We start from the raw sequence: 19,719 nt of genomic DNA on the forward strand, positions 1-19,719 counted from the left end.
CGAGAATCGTCAAGCTAGAGGTGACTATGGATACTCTAAAGGACGAACTCACGCTTCTGCGAGGCAAAGTCGACGAACGATTCAACGAAATGCACGCAGAACAACTTCAGCTACGTAGAGACTTCGAAAAACTGATCTATTGGGTTGCTGGCCTGACAGTCACGAACTTGGTAGCAATCATCGGGTTGATTCTGAAGGCTGCCGGCGTGTTTTAAATGTAGTAGGTGGTTGAAGTCATTACCTTCGACATGGCTTTCATCGCTAGCTGGATCGGCAGCGGGGTTTTCTCAGCCCCCATGTCTTCCGCCGCTTTGCCATGCGCGATTTCATCTACGCGCATTTGCTCGACGATGGCGCGCGACTTGGCGTCCTGCGCTGGCAAACGGTCCAGGTGACTGGCCAGGTGCGCTTCCACCTGGCGCTCGGTCTCCACCACAAAACCAAGGCTTTGCTTATCGCCCGCCAGTGCGGCGGCCGTACCCAGCGCGTACGCGCCAGCATAGAACAGCGGATTCAGGAAGCTCGGTTGCGAGCCCAATTCCGCCAAGCGCTGCGCGCACCAGGCCAGGTGATCTTCTTCCTCGCGGCTGGCCTTATCGAAAGCCGCACGCGCCTCGTCGCTCTTGGCGAAGCGCGCCTGCGAGTTGTACAGCGCCTGCGCCATCACCTCGCCCACATGATTCACCCGCATCAAGCCCGCGCTGTGACGGTGCTCCTGCTCCGTCATCTCCGCATCGGCCGCATGCACCGCCGGAGTCGGGCGCGATGCCGAATGCACGCCAGCGAGCACGCGCAAAGCCTTGTCGGCGCCAGTGATGAAACGGTCGAGGGGATTGTGGTAGCGATTCATGATGGTTCGTCCAGCTTGTTCGGAAAACCACATTATAGGCCTTCCCCATCTAGTAGCCGCAGGCTTGCCGTTACACGCCTTCGCGCAGGATGCGTTGTTTTTCCAGCCAGTCGGCCACCGGGCCACGGGCATCGATCTTGGAAATATCCTTTGCCACACCCAGGTTCAGGCCAAGCAGGAAGGGAATCGAATCGACCGGCACCTCCGGCAGGTACTCGGCCATCGCGCGCATGAAGCGCGGCGACTCCAGCACCTCCACCACCTTTGCGCCGCTCATGAACTGCAGGATGCTGGTCATGCTGTGGCCACCGCCAATCGAGCGGTAGACAAAGCGGTTGAAGGCTTTGTCGAGCGCCTTGAAGTCAAGCTGCTCCTTGGTCATCAGGCTGGCCAGGTAATACAAGCCGATCGCGGTGCGGAAAAAGCCGGAGGACTCGCTGGCCGTCAGCCCGCAACGGGTCACAGTCAGGAGCTTTTCCTGAATGGCAGCGTCAAGTTTTGAATGATGTACTTGCATGTCAAGGAACTATATAGCACTTTTGTCCAGATTTGTTCCTTGCGCGGGGGTATCAACCTTGTTACCCTTGAAACTTTAGTGCTAAACCAACGGCGAAAGCGCACTTTTCGTTCCCCGGAAAGTGCATCCTGGGGCGCTGAATGTGCGGGCTATCGCATACGGGCAACCGATATGTCGCGCATTCAATACAATGCCATCATGTGAAAAGGGGTTAGCGGAGTCACCATGCAATTGCGCATCAAGAATTTATCGAAGACCTATGCCAATGGCGTCGTCGCGCTCGACAATGTGTCGCTGACCATCCCGTCCGGCATGTTCGGCTTGCTGGGCCCGAATGGCGCCGGCAAGTCGACCCTGATGCGCACCCTGGCCACGCTGCAGGAATGCGATTCGGGTTCGGTGTTCTTCGGCGACCTGGATGTGCTGGATGAAAAGGACGAAATCCGCCGCCTGTTGGGCTACCTGCCGCAGGATTTTGGCGTCTACCCGAAAGTCACCGCCTATGAAATGCTGGATCACTTCGCGATCCTGAAAGGCCTATCCAACCGTTCCCGCCGCCGCGAGGTGGTCGACGGCCTGCTGCAGCAAACCAACCTGTTCGAAGTACGCAACCAGCGCCTGGGCGGCTTCTCCGGCGGCATGCGCCAGCGCTTCGGCATCGCGCAAGCCCTGCTGGGCGACCCGAAACTGATCATCGTCGACGAGCCGACCGCCGGCCTCGATCCGCAGGAGCGCGTGCGCTTCCACAACCTGCTGTCCGATATCGGCGAAGAGCGCACCGTGATCCTGTCGACCCACATCGTGTCCGACGTGGCCGACCTGTGCGCAAATATGGCAATTATCAACAAGGGCCAGCTGATGGTGGCCGGCGCCACCCAGCAATTGATCGATGACGTGAGCTGCAAGATCTGGGCGCGCTTCATCGACAAGAAGGAGCTGGCCTACTTCCAACAACGCCATGCCGTGATCTCGACCCGCCTGATGTCGGGCCGCACCCTGATCCACGTCTATAACGACGACGATCCGGGCGACGGCTTCGAGGAAGCACTGGGCGACCTGGAAGACCTGTACTTCGCGACCATCCTCGGCCGCCACGACGTCAGCAAAGCCTGCGACTGACCGGGGCCGCCATGTTCGCCATCGCCCTCTTTGAAGCGAAACAGCGCCTGAAGCTGTTCTCGACCTGGGTCTACTTCGGCATGTTCCTGCTGCTGGCCGTCCTGTGGATGGCAGCTGCCGGCGGCGTGTTCAAGGAAGCCATCGTCAGCTTCGGCGGCCGCGTGTTCATCAACGCGCCGCGCTCGATCATGCTGACCTCCTCCTTCCTCGGCTGCATGGGCGTAATCATCGTCGCCGCCATGATGGGGCGTTCGGTGCAGCAGGATTTCGAGTACGAAACCCACCATTTCTTCTTCTCCGCCCCGATCCACAAATTCCAGTACATGCTGGGCCGCTTCCTCGGCGCCTGGCTGGTGCTGTGCGTGGTGTTTGCCTCGATCCCGCTGGGCGTATGGCTCGGTACGCAGGTGCCGGGCATCGATCCGGAGCGGCTCGGTCCCTTCAACCTGCTGCACTACCTGCTGCCTTACGCACTGTCGCTGCTGCCCAACCTGTTCATCTTCGGCGCCATCTTCTTCGTGATGGCGGCGCTGACGCGGCGCATGCTGCCGGTCTACGTGTCGAGCGTGGTCATGCTGGTCGGCTATATCGTGGCGCCAGGCCTGGCGCGCGACCTTGACTACAAGACGCTGGCGGCGCTGATCGATCCATTCGGCACCACCGCTGTGATCCGGCTCACCGAGTACTGGCCGATCGCCGAACGCAATGTGCGCCTGGTGCTGCCGGAAGGCGTCTTCCTGCTGAACCGCGTGATCTGGTCTTCCTTCGCCCTGGTGGCGCTGCTGCTTGGCTACTGGCGCTTCCACTTCGTCAGCACGGTTGATAGCGGCGCCGCGGCGCGCACCGATAGCGACCTGCCGGGCAGCCTGACCCAGGTTGCCGCTTCCACCAACGAGACGCCTGACTTCAAGGCGCGCAACCTTGGTGTGCTGCTGATGCGTTTCAGCTACCTGAACCTGCGCGAGACCACCAAGAACATCTACTTCTTCGTCATCGTGCTGGCCGGCGTGCTGACCATGTATGCCGGATCGCTGGACATGGGTTCGATGTACGGCACCGGCACCTACCCGGTCACCTATCTGGTGCTGGAAATGGTGACCAACACCTTCTCCCTGTTCATGCTGGTGGTGACCACCTTCTATGCCGGCGAAATGGTGTGGCGCGAACGCGAGCACCGCATGTCGCAGATGCTTGACGCACTGCCGGTGCCAAGCTGGCTGCCGATCCTGTCCAAGCTGTTTGGCCTGATCGGGGTGCAGGCGCTGTTGCTGTTGATCGTGATGCTGGTCGGCATGTCGATCCAGCTGTTCCGCGGCTACTTCAACCTGCAGCCCGGCCTGTATTTCGAATGGCTGTTCACCGTGCAGCTTCCGGCCTGCGCCCTGATTGCCGTGCTGGCGATTACCACCCAGGTGCTGGTGAACCACAAATACGTGGCCTACTTCGTGATGATCGTCTACTACGTGGCCACCATCACCTTCGCCACCCTGGGCCTGGACCACCCGCTGTTGATGTACGGCGTAACGCCGAACCTGCCCTACTCCGACATGAACGGCTTCGGCCACTTCATGGCGCGTGAACGCTGGTTCGAACTGTATTGGGCCGGCGCCGCCGTGATGCTGATGGTGCTGACCGTGGTGTTCTGGCCGCGCGGCACCAACGAAGAATGGCGCCAGCGCGTCAGCCTGGCGCGCCACGCCCTGACGCTGCCGGTGCTGGGTGCTTTCGGCTTTGGCCTGGCGCTCTTCCTCGGCGCCGGCGGCGTGCTGACGTACAACCTGTGCGTCAACAACTTCAAGACACCTTATGGCCGCGACTCCCTGCGCGCCGATTATGAGCGCAAGTACAAGCAGGTGCTGGAAGCGGCACAGCCGCGCATTGTCGACGTGCGCCTTGGCCTGGACATGTACCCCGAACAGCGCTCGCTCAAAGTGAAGGGCTGGTACCAGCTCGAGAACAAGACCCAGCAGCCGATCAGCACCATCTATGTACAGCAGGATACCGACGCCGACCTGCAGCCCTTGCAGTTCGGCCGCAAGGCCTTCCGCGTGCTGAACGATACCGAGCTTGGCTTCTATAGTTACCGCCTGGAGCAGCCCTTGCAACCGGGCGAGAAAATCACGCTGGACTTTGCCCTGAGCTACGAGCCAAAGGGCATCTTCAACCTCGGCAAGACCACGCCGGTGATGAACAACGGCACCTTCTTCAACAACACCGTGCTGCCGCACATCGGCTATCAGCGCCACGCCGAACTGACCGATCCGCGCGATCGCAAGAAGCATGGTTTGCCGGCACAGGAGCGCAAGTTGCCGCGCGACGATCCGAAAGGCCTGTCCAGCAACTACCTGGGCGCGGATGCCGACTGGGTCGGCTTCGAGGCAACGCTCGGCACTTCCGGCGACCAGACTGCCGTGGCGCCAGGCTCCCTGGTGAAGGAATGGCGCAAGAATGGCCGCCGCTACTTCCACTACAAGATGGAGCAGCCGATCCTGAACTTCTACGCCTTCCAGTCGGCGCGCTACGCGGTCAAGCACGACTGGTGGCAGGACGTGGGCATCGAGATCTACTACCAGCCTGGCCACGAATACAACCTGGACCGCATGGTCAAGGGCGTCAAGGATTCACTCGACTACTATTCGCGCAACTTCAGTCCTTACCAGCACAAGATCGTGCGCATCGTGGAATTCCCGCGTTATGAGCGCTATGCGCAATCGTTCCCCAACACCATCCCGTATTCGGAGGCAGTCGGTTTCATCGCCCGCGTGGACGACAAGAACCCGAAAGACATCGACTACCCGACCTACGTCACCGCACACGAAGTAGCGCACCAGTGGTGGGCGCACCAGCTGGTAGGCGGCAACACGCGCGGCGCCACAGTGCTGAGCGAAACCCTAGCCGAATACTCCGCGCTGATGGTGATGAAGAAAAGCTTCGGCCCCCCAGCGCATGCGCCGCTTCCTGCGCTATGACCTGAACAAATACCTTTTCGGCCGCGCCACGGAAAACAAGAAGGAGCTGCCGCTGGCCGATAACGAAGACCAGGACTACATCCACTATCACAAGGGCAGCCTGGCCATGTACCTGCTGGCCGACATCGTCGGCGAGGCCAAGGTCAATGAACTGCTGGCGGAACTGCTGCGCAAGTATTCCTACCACGGCGATCCGTATCCAAGCGTGACGGTGCTGGTGGATGGGCTGCGCCGCATCGTGCCGCCGGAGCAGGCATACCTGGTGGATGACCTGTTCAACTCCATCGTATTGTTCGATAACCGCATGGTTGCGGCCAGCGCCGAGAAGCGCGCAGACGGCAAGTATGATGTCACGCTGACCGTGCATGCGGCCAAGCTGCGTTCCGACGAACTGGGCGCGGAAAAGGAAATCCCGCTGCATGACCTGATCGAGATCGGGGTCGACGACAAGGACGGCAATATCCTGTTGCGTGAACGCAAGCTGGTCGACCGCAACGAATCGACCTTCAAGGTGGTCGTCAATGGCCGCCCGGCCAAGGCAGGCATTGATCCGGACAACAAACTGATCGACCGCAAGCCGGACGACAACCTGGGCAATGTGGAAATCATGTCGCGCTAAAGTGCGCTCAGGTGCGCCAAGGTGCGCCAAGGGTTAAGCAGCGCACTATGTGTCCGGCCCATGCTTGTTAAGCTTCCTGCAAATGAAAGCGAGGCAAACATGGGCATCCTAAGCAATATTTTCCACAAGATTTTCCCGTCGTCGCATCAAGAGGCCGCCCCAACACCGGCCTCTGGTGCGCCCTCAACTGCGCCTGGCGGGTCCGCCGCCTCACCGGCCCCCATTCCGACCCAGCCGGCCCCGGCGCCAGCCGCTGCGGAGCCGGTCGACGTTGAAGCAATCCTCAATGCGAAAGCCGCCCACGCAGGCCAGCCGCTGAACTGGCGAACTTCGATTGTCGACCTGCTTAAGCTGCTGGACATCGACTCCAGCCTGCAAGCCCGCAAGGAACTGGCGCAGGAACTGCACTACACCGGCGATACCGGTGATTCCGCCGCCATGAACATCTGGCTGCACAAGCAAGTGATGCACAAGCTGGAGGAAAACGGCGGCAAGGTGCCCGCTGAACTGAAGGGGTAAAATGGTCGGATGAATCCGATCCGACGCGCGCTTGCCGGCGCCTTACTGGCAACCTGCACCCTGCCGCTGCTGCCCCTGCACGCGGCGGACAAGACCTACGGCACTCATGGCATGGCCCTGTTCGGCGGGCAGGAAGGCTTGTATGCCTCCCACCTGCCGATGTTCCATGCCCCGCATGACTACCAGGTCATCCTGCAAGTCCACATCGCCGACCCGGCCACCGATGCCGCCTTGCGCAAGCGCCTGGACGGCCAGGATGCGCTGTGGACCATCGACCCGGAGAAATTCGAGCTGAGCACCCTGGCGCCGGAAGCCAAGACGCAGCGCACGGAGTTCAGGGCCGACGTGGTGCAGGGCCATTTCGAACGCGGCGGAAGCACCCAGTACAAGGATGCGAAGGTTGTGATCGACAAGGTGCTGGTATTCCGCCAGCTGGACGACAAGCCGGGCAAGGCCGGCATGTCGCGCTATATGCAGATCGGCAGCGGCGCGCAGCGTTTCCTCATCAAGGAGATCGACAGCCGCCCGGACTTCGACCATATCGTGTCTTACCGCGCCGCCCCCGATGCACCGGCAACGCCGGTCCAGGTGCGTAAATGGGGCATGCAGGCGGCCGGCAACGATGCCCTGGCCATGGCGCTGAAAGCCAATATGGCTGCCATCGGCGGCACCATCTACTTCGAAACCGAAGACTTGAAATGAGCGTCCCGCAGGCATACGAAGGGCTGTGGCGCCGCAAGGGCATCTGGCGCGCCAACGGCAGCAGCGACCTGGTGACGCCGGTGTGGTGGTTCCAGGCTGCCGACTTCCATATCGACCTGCGCATACCGGCCGACCGCAAGGCCATGACCGGCTTTGCTGGCACCACGGTGGTCGAGGGCGAGCGCTGCGAATGGCGCCCCGAAATCGCCTATCCTTTCGTCAGCCCCGAGCTGGACGCGGGCTTCATGCGCTTCGACAGCGAAGATGCGCTACACGAGGCAGGCGTGGATGGCAGCTACAAGGAAGACTGGTGGCGCGAAGCCGGCGGCCCCGTGACTGCCAGCAGGGTGCTGCTGGAAGATGGCCGCATCCAGTACGAAATCGCCTGCGGCGAATTCCTCGCCCGCGCGACGGGCAAGCCGCACAAAGCTACCGACATCACGGTCTGGCGCCAGACGCCGGGCGGGCCATGGCGGATCATTGCATCCACCACGGCAGCACGCGAAAACGTGATTGTCGAAGCGCCTTAAAGGCTTAGCAGGCTGCCGCTGCGGAACGGCTTGTCGCCCGCGATCTTGGCCACGTTCATGCCACGGATGATGTAGCGGTGCGACAGGCGCGTGAACAGCACCCCGTCGACTTCAGCCTTCAAATGCGTGGTGTCGCCGCTGACCGGGTCGACCAGGTCGGCGACCACTTCGCCGGCGCGTACCGCATCACCAACTTCCTTCAGGTAGACCAGCATGCCGGCATGTGGCGCGTCGAGACGTTGCGTGCCTTCCAGCGGCGTCGGTGCGCAGCCTTGTTCCGGCACTGTGACCTTGCCCGCGTCGACCATGCCGCGCACATGGAGGTAGCCGATGATGGCTTCCGCATCGCGCGCTGCCAGCTCGTAGCTGACCGACACCTCGCCGCGCAGTTCAACCGTCGCCGCCATGCAGGCCGATGGAATCGGATAGTCAGGGCCAAAGTGTTCGGCCAGGTCCCACCACAGCCGGCTGCAGGCTTCATCGAATGGTTCGCCGCCGGCGCCTGGCGTGTGCAGTACGGCGCAGGCGCCCATCAGGTTGGCGAGCGGCTGCGCGGTTTCGCACAGGGAGGTGCCGACATACAGGTGCAGCGCGCCTTCATTCTCGCAATGCAGGTCGAGCACTACGTCGGCATCGATCGCCATTTCCAGCAGGTTCTTCTTGAGCGTGGCGGCATCCGATGCCGGCTCCCATTGCGCGACCAGTTCACGCAGGTGCTGGCGGATGACACGCACATTGGCCTGGGCGTCGCTGCCCAGTTGCCCCTTCAGGCGCGATTTCAGCTGCTCGAAATAATGCGGATAGCCGCGATTGAAATTGATGCCATTGCTCAGGTCATAACGCCCGAACGGTCGCTCATTGATGACTTGCGCCAGCCCGATCGGGTTGGCCGCCGGAACCAGGATCACTTCGCCCTTTACCTTGCCCGCCGCGTCCAGCGCCTGCAGGCGCTGGCGCAGCTCGTGCGCCACCAGCATGGCCGGCACCTCGTCGGCATGCAGCGCCGCCTGGATATAGGCTTTCGGACCGCCTGGCTTGCCGAAATGGTAGCTGGTCAGTTCGTAATAAACCGTACCGTAAGGCGCGGAGAGCGGGTGCTTGATGGTTTCCATGTCTGCCATCCTACCAGTTCATGAGGCAAGGCGGCACCAGCAAGACCAGCGCCAGGACCAGGTAAATCAGCTGCAGCGGTACCATCCAGCGCGCCCAGGTCAGCCACGGAATGCGCGCCAGCGCCAGCACGCCGACCGTGATGCCCGACGTCGGGATCATCGGCGTGGTGAATTCGCCGAACTGGAAAGCCAGGATCGCGGTCTGGCGCGACACTCCAACCAGGTCCGCCAGCGGCGCCATGATCGGCATGGTCAGCGCGGCCTGGCCGCTGCCGGAGTGGATGAAGAAGTTGATCACCGACTGGATCAGGAACATCTTCTGCGCCGCAAACACCGGCGAGGAAGATGCCACCAGCGGCATCAGGCCGTGCAGCATGGTGTCGATGATGTGGGCGTCGCGCGCCAGCACCATGGTGCCGCGCGCCAGGGCTATCACCAGGCCAGTGCCGACCAGGTCTTTCGCGCCCTGCACGAAGGCGGCCACCGCTTCGTCCGAGTCGAGGCGGCCGATCAGGGCCACGACGATGGTCATGGCCAGGAACAGCGCGCCGATCTCTTCGATGAACCAGCCGAACTGCACGACGCCGAACACCATGCCGCCCAGCGAAGCGGCGAAGACCCACAACACCAGGCGATGGCGCGCGGTCATGCCTTCAAAGCCGCCGAAGTCGACCACGCCTTCGGCGCGCTTTTCGATATCGAGCAGGTAGGTCGGGCTCTTTTCGGGATGACGCTTGATGCGCGCGGCATACCACATCAGGAAAACGATCGTGACGGCGGTGGCAATCAGCCACACGATCACGCGATAGCCGATGCCGGAGAACAGCGGCACGCCCGCAATGCCCTGCGCAATGCCGACATTGAAGGGGTTCAGGAACGCGGCGCAGAAACCGACCTGCGATCCGAGGAAGGGAATCGATACGCCGGTGATGGTGTCATAGCCGAGCGCCAGCGCCAGCGGCACGAAAATCAGGATGAAGGGAATGGCCTCCTCGTTCATGCCGAAGGTGGCGCCGCCAATCGAGAACAGCGTGACGAACACCGGGATCAATGCTACGCGCACCAGGTTCGAACGCGAATGCGCCTTGGCGATCGATTTGATCATGGCATCGATGGCCTGGGTCTTGTGCAGCACGTTGAAGGCGCCGCCGGTCAGCATCACGAAACCAATGATCAGTCCTGCTTCCGCGAAGCCCTTGATCGGCGCCATCAGCAGCGCGGCCAAGCCCTGCGGCTTGCTTTCGATGTAGTGGAAAGTGTCCGGGTCGACCAGTTGCTTGCCGTTGACGAGATGGGTCTCGTACTTGCCACCCGGGACCAGCCAGGTCGCCAGCGCGATCAGCGCCAGGATCATGAACAGCAGGACGAAGGTATTGGGGAGCTTCAGTTTTTTCATTGCTTGCAATAGCTCAAACTTGAATGTCAGGACCGCTACTCATAAACATGACTCCAGCGGTGTTGCGTGAAATCGTAGTTCTCCATTTCAAAAGGGACGTATGTGCTGCCATAGAAGAACATGGGCTTACCATCTTCACAAACGTAAGCATTCATGCCAAGTACGTTCCGGACCTCGTCCTTGTCAACACCAACTGTCGCCAACGTAGCCGGGCATGAGCCATGCTGGGCTATGTATGCTTCGATCTTACCGACAACACGCTGCTCCTCTTTTCTCGCCTCGGCATTCATGTAAGCATGTGCCACGAGGATAACCGTTACGCCCAGCAACCAGATTCCCATGCGGACGAGAGTCGGCGGCCTGATCGTTGGCTTGCGTATGACGGACCAAATCGAATAAAACAGCCACGGGACCAAAGGGACGGCGAGAAAGAAAATCATAAACCCCATGTACCTGTTAGCGAGCAGGCATGTCACGAAACCGCAAGCGATCAGGTTCGGAGCAAATGGGCGGACATAGTCAGGGAACTTCATTTTTTAAGGGTTTGCAAACAGGTAATTGCAACTTGGGTCGGCTGGGTCACGGGCCAGGATGCGGTCGTACAGGCCGGTGCGTTCGGCGACCGTGCGCTCGGCGTCTTCCTGCAGCAGCAGGCGTGCGGCGACCTGGCGTGCCGCGGCGGCGCGGGTGGCGGCGATGAAGGCGTCGCGATTGGGATAGCGGGCCTGCAGGCTTGGGCGCGGGTCATTGGCGGCCTTGCGTTCGGCTTCGGTGCGGGCGAACGGAACGAAGCTGCCGTTGTAGCGCGAGGTGGCCCAGCCGAAGCCGGTTTCCGGCGCGCGCAGGTTCCAGCCGGTGTGGGTGCCGAGCGGCGCCTGCAGCTCCACCAGGCGTACCCCGCCGCGGTCATTGCCGTCGGCGTCAGGCGCAGGCACGCGGGTCTCGAACGCCATCTTCTGTGCCGGCGGCACCATGTCCGCAATACCCTGCGACAGGAAGCGCGCGCCATGGTCGAGGCGCGGTTCGTGCAGGTTCTGCTCTGGCGGAGTCAGGCCGGGCACGGCGGGGAAGGCTTTGCGGTAAGCCTCGACCGACACCAGGGTGCCGTCTTCCAGCCTCGGATAGGCGCTGGCTGGCGGCGGCGTGCCTTTGCTGGTCCAGCCGTCCAGCGCCAGCATCAGGGCCCGCAATGGCAGGTAGTAATTGGTGGTGGAGACGCAGGCGGTGAACGGCGCGCGGGTGTGCGAGCGGCCCACGTAATGCTGCGCGCCCATCAGGCCGTACACGCGCACATTGGACGCCGGCGCGGCGTCGCCCACACCGTCCGGCGCAGTGGTCAGCAGCGAGGCGCCGCGGTTCCAGAATTCCGCCGAGGTATTGGCAATCAGCAGCTTGGGCACTCGGCCTTGCTTGTCCTTCGCGTGGTCCAGGGTGGACGCCACGCGCCCGGTCACCGGGTCGCGCGTCGGCGTGCTGGTAAACGGGAAGGCATCGGTCGGGTAGTCATGCTCTTCCAGCATCGACGGATGACGCGTCACCTGCACGAAGCGGCTGTTGAAGCCTCCCGACCCACCGGCGCCCGGCACCTCAAGCAAGGCGCCATCGAACACCAGGCGGCCCTGCTCGTCGAGATTCAGGCCATCATGCAGCATGCGGCCGATCAGCCGCGCCGACTGGCTGTAGCCGAACATCAGCACCGTCTTGGGCAGCGAAGCGCCTTCGACCTGGTTCTCGCGGAAGTAGGCCAGCAGGTCGCGGATACCGGCCAGGCCGGCGCCGGTCACGCGCGGATCCTTCGCCTCATAGCGCACTTCATAGATCTTGCCGGGCTGGAAGCCGCCTTGCAGCTTGATGCGGCCCGGGCCGCCCGGCTGTTCCGGCGCCACGAATTCCCAACGGTTGCGGTCGACCGGACGCCGCATGTCGCCCTGGCGCGTGCGCTCCGTCAGCACCGCTTCCGGATCGTTCGGCGTGGCCGGCTCGTAGCCTATGCCGCGCAGGCCGGCGTAGCTTGCCACCTCGGCCGGGGCATCGACGATGAACTCATTGGCGCTCATGCCACGCGGGCCCTTCACCACGGGCGCCTTGAAAATCAGGGGCTTCACGCCGGCAGGCGACGGCGCCACGTCCCAGGTCCAGGCCGAGAACAGCATGCTGAAGCCGTGGCGCATCATGAAGCCATCGCCGGCATCTTCCGCCGTCGTCGGGTCGTTATTCTTCGGCGCCTTGCCATTGAGCTGGCCCAGCACAACGATGTTGCCGCGGTTGTTGACGTCGTACACCAGCGTGCCGGTCTTGCCGCTAGCAGGGCGCAGCAGCACGAACTCGCTGGAAAAGCGCACCATGCCGCGCTTGTCGCGCGGCGCGCGCTTCAGGTCGACGATAGCCAGGTTGGCCGTGCCCTTGGGATTGAGCGAGAAATAGGCGACGCCGCGCAGTTTCTCGTACTCTCCAGCCTCGCCGAACTTGACGCCAGGCGCGAACGGCACGCGCTCCGTGATCTCAATGCGCTCGACGGCGGCCTGCGATGCGCCGGCAACAAACATGGTGGCAGCAATCGCCGCCCAGCGGGATTTCTTCATGTACTCGAACAAAGTAAAACGGGACCGCGCGGGTCCCGTTGGTTTATTCCGCTGCTGCGGTTTTCTTGGCGGCTGCCTTTTTCGCTGCCGGCTTTTTGGCTGCCGGCTTTTTGGCTGCAGCTTTTTTGGCTGGAGCCTTCTTCGCGGCGGCTTTCTTGGCGGCTGGCTTGGCGGCTGCCGGTGCTGCCTCGGCCGCGCCTACCGCGCCGTCGCTCTTGGCTGCCGTTTTCTTGGCAGCGCCCGGCTTGGCTTTGCGTTCTTCGAACTCGAAGCTGATCTTGCCGTCCTTGCCGCGTACCAGGAAGGCCTTGAACGGCCGGCGGGTACGCTGCGAGATGAAGCCCGGCAGCAGGTCGGTCTTGCCTTCGTTGAGCAGCTTGGCCATCTGCTCCGGCTGGATCTCCTGTTGCAGGATGATGCGGCTGGAGCGGAAGTCGCAGGTCTTCGGCTTGGCTACCTGGTTTTCGCAGGTATAGGCCAGGCCCATCTCGTACACGCCACCGGCGCATTTCGGGCAAGGGCCGAGCGGCGTCTGGCCGCTGAAGTCGACGCCTTCGCCGTCTTCGCCTGACTCGTCGTTCTGCCCGAAATCGAACTCCAGCTTGAAGTTCTTGATTTCTTCATCCTTCACGATGCGCAGGATCGCCGCAAACGGACGGCCCATCTTGGAGCGGAAGCCTTGCAGCGGGCCGATGGTGCGGTCGCGCAGCAGTTGTTCCACTTCCTCGATTTCGAACTGGCGGCCACCAGGCACCTTGGTCATCGAGAACTCGCACTTGGTGCAAGCGAAGCGGCGGTAGTTTTCCTTGACCACGCCACTGCAGTTCGGGCACGGCGTCTGCAGCGTCGCATAGTCGCCCGGAATGGTGTCGTTGTCGTATTCCTTGGCTCGCTTGACGATGATCTGGGTCATCTGGGCGATTTCGCGCATGAACTCTTCACGCGAGATCTTGCCCTTCTCCATCTGCGACAGCTTGTATTCCCACTCACCGGTCAGTTCCGGGGCGGTCAGTTCGCTCACGCCCAGGCCGCGCAGCAGCGTCATGAGCTGGAACGCTTTCGCGGTCGGCATCATCTCGCGGCCTTCGCGCAGCAGGTATTTCTCGCCCAGCAGGCCCTCGATGATGGCCGCGCGGGTGGCCGGCGTGCCCAGGCCCTTGCCGGCCATGGCATCGCGCAGTTCGTCGGAGTCGACCAGCTTGCCGGCGCCTTCCATTGCCGACAGCAGCGTCGCTTCAGTGTAGCGTGCGGGCGGTTTGGTCACCAGGCCGTTCGCCGTGACTTTCTCGGTCAGGACTTTCTCGCCCTTGGCGACCGGCACCAGGTTGCCGCTGCTGCCTTCCTTCTCGTCGTCGCCGGCAGCATCCTTGCCGTAGATCGCCAGCCAGCCCGGGTTGGTCATCACCTTGCCTTCGGTCTTGAACTGGTGGCCAGCCACTTCGGTGAAGCGGGTGGTGACCAGGAATTCCGCAGCCGGGAAGAACACCGCCATGAAGCGGCGGGTGACCAGGTCGTACAGCTTCTGTTCCGGCTCGCTCAGGTTCTTCGGCACGATGCCGGTCGGGATGATCGCAAAGTGGTCGCTGATCTTCGTGTTGTCGAAGATGCGTTTGTTCGGCTTGGCCCAGCCCTTGTCCAGGATCTGCTTGGCGAACTGGTTGTAATTGTTGCTTTCCTTCAGAACCTCCAGCGTGTCCTTGACAGTCGGCAGGTAGTCTTCCGGCAGGTGGCGCGAATCGGTACGAGGGTAAGTCAGCACCTTGTGCTTCTCGTACAGTGCTTGCGCCAGGCCCAGGGTGTTTCTTGGCCGAGAAGCCGAAACGCGAGTTGGCTTCGCGCTGCAGCGAGGTCAGGTCGAACAGGCCAGGCGACATCGAGGTGGTCGGCTTCGACTCCTCAGTCACATTGCCTTGCTTGCCCTTGCACGCCAGCGCGATCGTATCGGCGGCGGTTTTGCTCCACAGGCGCTCGGCACGCCGCTCAGGATCGTTCTCGTCTTTCTTGAAGTTGGTGTCCAGCCAGCGGCCTTCATAAATGCCGGCCGCGCACACGAATTCGGCGCGCACTTCCCAGTAATCGCGCGAGACGAAACTCTTGATCTTCTCTTCGCGCTCGACCACGATCGACAGGGTCGGCGTCTGCACGCGGCCCACGGTGGTCAGGTAGAAGCCGCCCTCTTTCGAGTTGAAGGCGGTCATGGCGCGGGTGCCGTTGATGCCGATCAGCCAGTCCGCTTCCGAGCGGCAACGCGCGGCGTCGGCCAGCGGCAGCATTTCGTCGTCGCTGCGCAGGTGCGTGAAGCCGTCGCGGATCGCGTTCGGCGTCATCGACTGCAGCCACAGGCGCTTGACCGGTTGCTTGGCTTTCGCATTCTGCGCAATCAGGCGGAAGATCAGTTCACCTTCGCGGCCCGCGTCGCATGCGTTAATCAGGGTGGTGACGTCCTTGCGCTTGATCAGCTTGTTCAGCACCTTGAGCCGCGATTCAGTCTTGGCGATCGGGTTCAGTGCAAAGTACGGCGGGATCATCGGCAAATGGGTGAAAGTCCATTTGCCGCGCTTGACGTCGTGTTCTTCAGGCACGGCGATTTCCAGCAGGTGACCCACTGCGGAAGACAGCACGTAGTCGTCGGATTCGAAATACTCATCGTGCTTGCTGAAGCCGCCAAGGGCTTTCGCGATGTCGTTCGCGACAGAAGGTTTCTCAGCGATGATGAGGGCTTTACTCATATTTATAGTTCTCGTCGGTGTATGCGGCAGCGCGCATAATACAACATTCGCAAGTAAGCGCTGGCTTGCGACTTCGTACGAAAGCCACAATGCTGCAAATATTATTACGGAAACGGCCGGCGTAGGGCAACGCCGGCAAGAGTGTGCTTAGTGCAACAGGCGCGGCGCCTGGTCTTCTTCGGCGCCAAACAGGTCGTCGAACATCAGGGCGTCCGGCTCCTTGCCCTGGCTCCACAGCAGCATCAGCACGATGATCTTCAGCTTGCCCAGCGACACCGGGGCCTCGTCCAGCGCCAGGGCGCGTTCGATGACGATTTCACGTTGCAGCGGGGACAGCAGGCCGGCACTCTCCAGGAACTGGATAAAGCCGACAGCGGAGGCGCCCAGTACATCCAGCTCCTGACGCACGTAGAAGCGCGTGCCAGAAGATGCGGCCGTCATTGACTGCTCGACGCCAGCCATGGCGGCGAGGTCATTCAGCCAGACCAGCGCCTCGGAAATCTCTACGTCGTCGAAACCGACTGCGGAGAGTTTCTTTGCCAATGCTGCGGGTTCAGGGCAGGCATCAGGGCGGTAATAGGTCTCGTACAAGTAAACCAGGATGTCAAACATGGCGCTACTTTAGCAGCATCTGTGAGGCGGGCACAAGCATAACGGGGGGTCACAGGCCTTTCAGGCGCTGGAAAACACCGCCCGGCAGCCTTTCCACCACACCGGCCAGCTCCAAGGCAAGCAAGCTTGCCTGCATGTCACTTGGCGGAAGTTGCAACCTTATTGCAAGCTCATCGGCACTGATCGGATCATGGCCGAGGGCGGCCAACAACCAGCCTGCCGCCTGGTCCATCGGCACTGCCGCCTGGTCCGGCATTGCCAGGCCCAGGTCGTCCAGCAGGTGCTCCGGCGTGGCGACCAGGCGCGCCCCTTCTCTTATTAGTACATGGCAGCCGACCGACTGCGGCGACAAGACGGAGCCGGGCAGCACAAAGACTTCGCGGCCAGCGTTGACTGCCGCATGGGCTGTGATCAAAGAGCCGGAGCGCGCCGCGGCTTCGATCACCAGCGTGGCGCGGGTCATGCCGGCAATGATGCGGTTGCGGATCGGGAAATGTTCGGCCCGCGCTGCCGTGCCGAGAACGAATTCGCTGACCAGACAGCCCTCTTCCGCGATGCGGCGCGCCAGGGCCGCGTTGCGGCGCGGGTAGATGCGGTCGATGCCGGTGCCGATCACGGCCACGGTGCCGGCCGGCCCTTCCAGGCCGCCTTCGTGTGCGGCAGCATCGATGCCGAGGGCCAGGCCGGAGACCACCGTCATGCCGGCCGCGCTCAGCACCCGCGCGAACTGGCGCGCATGGGAGCGGCCTTGCGCGGTGCCGTGGCGAGCGCCCACTACCGCCACGGACTCGCACTGGAGCAGGGCCAGGTTGCCTTTAGCATATAGCAGCAGCGGTGGATCGGCGATATGCCGCAAAGTCGGCGGGTATTCCGGGTCGCCCAGCAAGACCAGGTGATTGCCGGACTGCGCGGCCCATTCCAGGGACGCTTGCGCCAGCACGCGAAATCGTTCGGGCATGGGCCCGGCAAGGCAGCGTGCCGCCGCGATCGAGATGCCGTCTTCGTCATCGCCGTGCGGGCGGTGCCCGGCACGCACGATGCCGGCATCGGCGTGGCTCAGCATGCGCAATGGCAGCGGCGCGGCATCATCCTGCGCGGGTGGCGCAGCGAGACGGGCGTTGGCGGCAGTGAAAACGGCTTGGGGAGAGAAGTAGTGCTGGAGCAGCTTGCTGGCTCCGTGGCGGCCGACGCCTGGCGTGTTCGCCAGGCGCAGCCACATCGCCAGGCTCTCGGAGTCCTGGCGGGCGGGATTTGCGGTATCCGTGACTTGCACGGCCATGGGATTTACTCCGCGGTCTTGGCGACGTCCCCTACAACGATTGGTTCAGTCACCTGCATGATCAAGCCATACGACACATGCTTGAACACTCGGAAGACAAACAAGCTACCCACTCGCTCATCCGGCAGCTTGACCGTCGGGTTGCGCAGATTGAACGCACCTTTCGACGCGCCCGGATCGCTCACCACTTCACCCTTATGGTACAGCTGCAGCACGGAACCGATATCGAGTCCGTCAAGCTTTCCGCGACTAATGCTGACAACCTGGTTCTGGCCGGCGTGCGTGACACCGTTGTAGACGGCCAGCACGTGGGCATTGACTTCGACGTCCGGCGGATGCGGGACGTAGTTCTGCATCGGCATCGGCGGCATCGCCATCAGCAAATCGCCCTTGCCCATTTCTTCCTTGGCGCTGGCGACAACGAAGGTATGTACGTCGCTGCCACCTTCGGCCTGCGCTTCCAGCTTCAGGGTGCCGAGGTAGAACGCTTCCAGTGCCACGGTCTTCTTGGTGACCGGGTCTTTCAGCGGTTTACCTGGACGGAACACCTGGAACGAGGTGCTGCCTTTCAGGTTGCCGCGGACATAGGCTTTGTCATCCTTGCCGATGAGCACTCGGGCGCCGCGCGTCGCGATGATGCGCGGTGCATTCTTGAGTTCATCTTCTTCGATGATCAGGGGTTGCGTCAGGAACGGTTCGATCACGCCCGACGGGATCGACTGGACGGCGTCCTTGCCCAGGCCTTCGGTCCGCAACTGCGGGCCAAGGCGCATATCGCCGGACGTGCCGTCGCCACCGACCTTGTTACCAAGGCGCAGGCGACCGGCTTCGCGGTCGAACCAGACGATCTGCCCTGGATAGATCCAGTGCGGATTCGCGATTTCTTCTTTATTCATACCCCAAACCTGCGGCCAGCACCAAGGCTTGTCGAGGAAGGTTCCGGAGATACCCCACAGGGTATCGCCCTTGACTACGGTATGGCTATCCGGTGCGTTCGGCTTGAACTCGCAGACGATGGTCTTGGCGTGGGCCGGAACGGCCGTCACACCGCAAAACAGGGCTGCGGCCAACAGGCGGCTGCTGCTTGTGCTAAAATTTTTCATTGGTATATCCGTTAGGTGCGGCAATGACGGAAGGCCACAAAGGCTTGCCTCACTGAAATCAAATTCTGCCCATATTACCCGGATCAAGCAAGGAATTCGTGTCACAGAAGCAATCGTGCACGCATAATATGCGCCTTTTACCGCACAATCATTGTCGTTTAACTAAGATTCTCCCGTGAAACTGAATATTCTCCGCTATCCAGACCCTCGTCTGCACAAAATTGCAAAACCTGTTGCCGTGTTCGACGAGCGCCTGGCCACATTGGTGGAAGACATGGCAGAAACCATGTACGACGCACCGGGCATCGGCCTGGCCGCCACCCAGGTTGACGTGCACGAGCAGGTTGTTGTCATCGATATCACGGAAGACAAAACCGGCCTGACCGCCTTCATCAACCCGGAAATCCTGTGGTCGAGCGATGAAAAACAGGTCTACGACGAAGGTTGCCTGTCAGTACCTGGCATCTATGACGGCGTCGAGCGCCCATCCGCCGTCAAAGTGCGTGCTTACAACGTCAAGGCGAAGCGTTCGAGATCGAAGCCGACGGCCTGCTGGCTGTCTGTATCCAGCACGAAATGGATCACCTGAAAGGCAAGGTATTCGTCGAATACCTGTCCCCCTTGAAACGCAATCGCATCAAGACCAAACTGCAAAAAGAAGAACGTGGCGTCCAGCGCGATGATGCGCTGCGCGCCTCCGGCCGCCGTTACTGATACCAGCGGGGGAAGCATGAAAGTGATCTTCGCGGGCACGCCTGAGTTTGCGGCCGTCGCCCTCCAGGCCCTGCACGAAGCAGGTTTCGAGATTCCCCTGGTATTGACCCAGCCCGACCGCCCGGCCGGCCGCGGCATGCAGCTGCAGCCGTCGGCGGTCAAGCAGTACGCCGTCAAGCACGGCATCGAAGTGCTGCAGCCGCTGTCGCTGCGCATGGACGCAAAGGATCCGCAGCGCGCGGCGGAAGCCAAAGCCGCCCATGAACGCCTGCTGGCCACCGACTTCGACGTGATGGTGGTCGCCGCCTACGGCCTGATCCTGCCGCGCGCCACCCTCGACATCAAGCCTTGCCTGAATATCCACGGC

The 19,719-nt window shown here is 62.0% G+C and carries 17 protein-coding genes and 2 pseudogenes; 9 read left to right on the top strand and 10 right to left on the bottom strand.

All coding sequences use genetic code 11. The features are described from left to right. Positions 1-26 precede the first annotated feature (26 nt). Positions 27-215, top strand: a complete 189-nt coding sequence (locus tag ACQ4MM_RS07920; protein WP_431476865.1) for a hypothetical protein — start codon at positions 27-29, stop codon at positions 213-215. Here the strand turns inward: ACQ4MM_RS07920 and coq7 are convergent. Both coq7 and ACQ4MM_RS07930 read right to left on the bottom strand, forming a co-directional pair. Next, positions 212-850 carry a 2-polyprenyl-3-methyl-6-methoxy-1,4-benzoquinone monooxygenase gene (coq7, locus tag ACQ4MM_RS07925; protein WP_431476866.1) on the bottom strand — a complete coding sequence of 213 codons (639 nt, stop codon included), beginning with the start codon at positions 848-850 and terminating at the stop codon, positions 212-214. The two genes, ACQ4MM_RS07920 and coq7, sit on opposite strands and share 4 nt — an antisense overlap. Before the next feature lie 70 nt (positions 851-920). Further along, the gene (locus ACQ4MM_RS07930; RefSeq protein WP_431476867.1) at positions 921-1,313 is read right to left on the bottom strand and encodes a hypothetical protein; all 393 of its coding nucleotides are present in this window, start codon (positions 1,311-1,313) and stop codon (positions 921-923) included. Positions 1,314-1,592: 279 nt separating this feature from the next. Here ACQ4MM_RS07930 and ACQ4MM_RS07935 point away from each other — a divergent pair, with 279 nt between their 5' ends. The 6 genes from ACQ4MM_RS07935 (at position 1,593) to ACQ4MM_RS07960 (ending at position 7,825) form a co-directional block, all read left to right on the top strand. Continuing rightward, positions 1,593-2,486 carry an ABC transporter ATP-binding protein gene (locus ACQ4MM_RS07935; protein ID WP_431476868.1) on the top strand — a complete coding sequence of 298 codons (894 nt, stop codon included), beginning with the start codon at positions 1,593-1,595 and terminating at the stop codon, positions 2,484-2,486. 11 nt (positions 2,487-2,497) lie between these two features. Continuing rightward, positions 2,498-5,455 carry an ABC transporter permease gene (locus ACQ4MM_RS07940; RefSeq protein ID WP_431476869.1) on the top strand — a complete coding sequence of 986 codons (2,958 nt, stop codon included), beginning with the start codon at positions 2,498-2,500 and terminating at the stop codon, positions 5,453-5,455. Continuing rightward, a complete protein-coding gene (locus tag ACQ4MM_RS07945; protein ID WP_431476870.1) occupies positions 5,433-6,074 on the top strand; it encodes a hypothetical protein in 642 nt (213 codons plus the stop codon). The genes ACQ4MM_RS07940 and ACQ4MM_RS07945 overlap by 23 nt, the downstream gene beginning before the upstream one ends. A 99-nt stretch (positions 6,075-6,173) precedes the next feature. Then, positions 6,174-6,593, top strand: a complete 420-nt coding sequence (locus tag ACQ4MM_RS07950; RefSeq protein WP_431476871.1) for a DUF3597 domain-containing protein — start codon at positions 6,174-6,176, stop codon at positions 6,591-6,593. 9 nt (positions 6,594-6,602) lie between these two features. Continuing rightward, the gene (locus ACQ4MM_RS07955) at positions 6,603-7,295 is read left to right on the top strand and encodes a hypothetical protein (RefSeq protein ID WP_431476872.1); all 693 of its coding nucleotides are present in this window, start codon (positions 6,603-6,605) and stop codon (positions 7,293-7,295) included. Beyond that, on the top strand, positions 7,292-7,825 hold the full coding sequence (locus ACQ4MM_RS07960; RefSeq protein WP_431476873.1) for a hypothetical protein: 534 nt from the start codon (positions 7,292-7,294) through the stop codon (positions 7,823-7,825). The genes ACQ4MM_RS07955 and ACQ4MM_RS07960 overlap by 4 nt, the downstream gene beginning before the upstream one ends. Here the strand turns inward: ACQ4MM_RS07960 and ACQ4MM_RS07965 are convergent. The 8 genes and pseudogenes from ACQ4MM_RS07965 to ACQ4MM_RS08000 all read right to left on the bottom strand — a co-directional run bounded on the left by ACQ4MM_RS07965 (position 7,822) and on the right by ACQ4MM_RS08000 (position 18,638). Further along, the gene (locus ACQ4MM_RS07965) at positions 7,822-8,937 is read right to left on the bottom strand and encodes a succinylglutamate desuccinylase/aspartoacylase family protein (protein ID WP_431476874.1); all 1,116 of its coding nucleotides are present in this window, start codon (positions 8,935-8,937) and stop codon (positions 7,822-7,824) included. The two genes, ACQ4MM_RS07960 and ACQ4MM_RS07965, sit on opposite strands and share 4 nt — an antisense overlap. Before the next feature lie 10 nt (positions 8,938-8,947). Beyond that, positions 8,948-10,333 (bottom strand): YfcC family protein, encoded by a 1,386-nt coding sequence (locus ACQ4MM_RS07970; protein ID WP_431476875.1) that lies wholly within the window; start codon positions 10,331-10,333, stop codon positions 8,948-8,950. Positions 10,334-10,368: 35 nt separating this feature from the next. Next, entirely contained in the window at positions 10,369-10,866 is a 498-nt protein-coding gene (locus ACQ4MM_RS07975; RefSeq protein ID WP_431476876.1) for a hypothetical protein, read from the bottom strand. A gap of 3 nt (positions 10,867-10,869) precedes the next feature. Further along, positions 10,870-12,915: an alpha/beta hydrolase domain-containing protein gene (locus ACQ4MM_RS07980; protein WP_431476877.1), complete on the bottom strand. Its 2,046-nt coding sequence runs from the start codon at positions 12,913-12,915 to the stop codon at positions 10,870-10,872. A 43-nt stretch (positions 12,916-12,958) separates the two neighbouring features. Beyond that, a pseudogene (locus ACQ4MM_RS07985) lies at positions 12,959-15,644 on the bottom strand (DNA topoisomerase III). 147 nt (positions 15,645-15,791) lie between these two features. Then, positions 15,792-16,256, bottom strand: a complete 465-nt coding sequence (locus tag ACQ4MM_RS07990; protein ID WP_431476878.1) for a DUF494 family protein — start codon at positions 16,254-16,256, stop codon at positions 15,792-15,794. 49 nt (positions 16,257-16,305) lie between these two features. After that, entirely contained in the window at positions 16,306-17,535 is a 1,230-nt protein-coding gene (gene dprA / locus ACQ4MM_RS07995; RefSeq protein WP_431476879.1) for a DNA-processing protein DprA, read from the bottom strand. Positions 17,536-17,540: 5 nt separating this feature from the next. Next, on the bottom strand, positions 17,541-18,638 hold the full coding sequence (locus ACQ4MM_RS08000; RefSeq protein ID WP_431476880.1) for a LysM peptidoglycan-binding domain-containing protein: 1,098 nt from the start codon (positions 18,636-18,638) through the stop codon (positions 17,541-17,543). Between the two features lie 175 nt (positions 18,639-18,813). Here ACQ4MM_RS08000 and def point away from each other — a divergent pair. Continuing rightward, a pseudogene (gene def, locus ACQ4MM_RS08005) lies at positions 18,814-19,352 on the top strand (peptide deformylase). A 16-nt stretch (positions 19,353-19,368) separates the two neighbouring features. Continuing rightward, positions 19,369-19,719 (top strand): methionyl-tRNA formyltransferase (locus ACQ4MM_RS08010; RefSeq protein WP_431476881.1); only part of this gene is annotated, 351 nt, incomplete at its 3' end.

The organism is Massilia eburnea, assembly GCF_050709955.1.
GTDB lineage: Bacteria > Pseudomonadota > Gammaproteobacteria > Burkholderiales > Burkholderiaceae_D > Rugamonas > Rugamonas eburnea_A.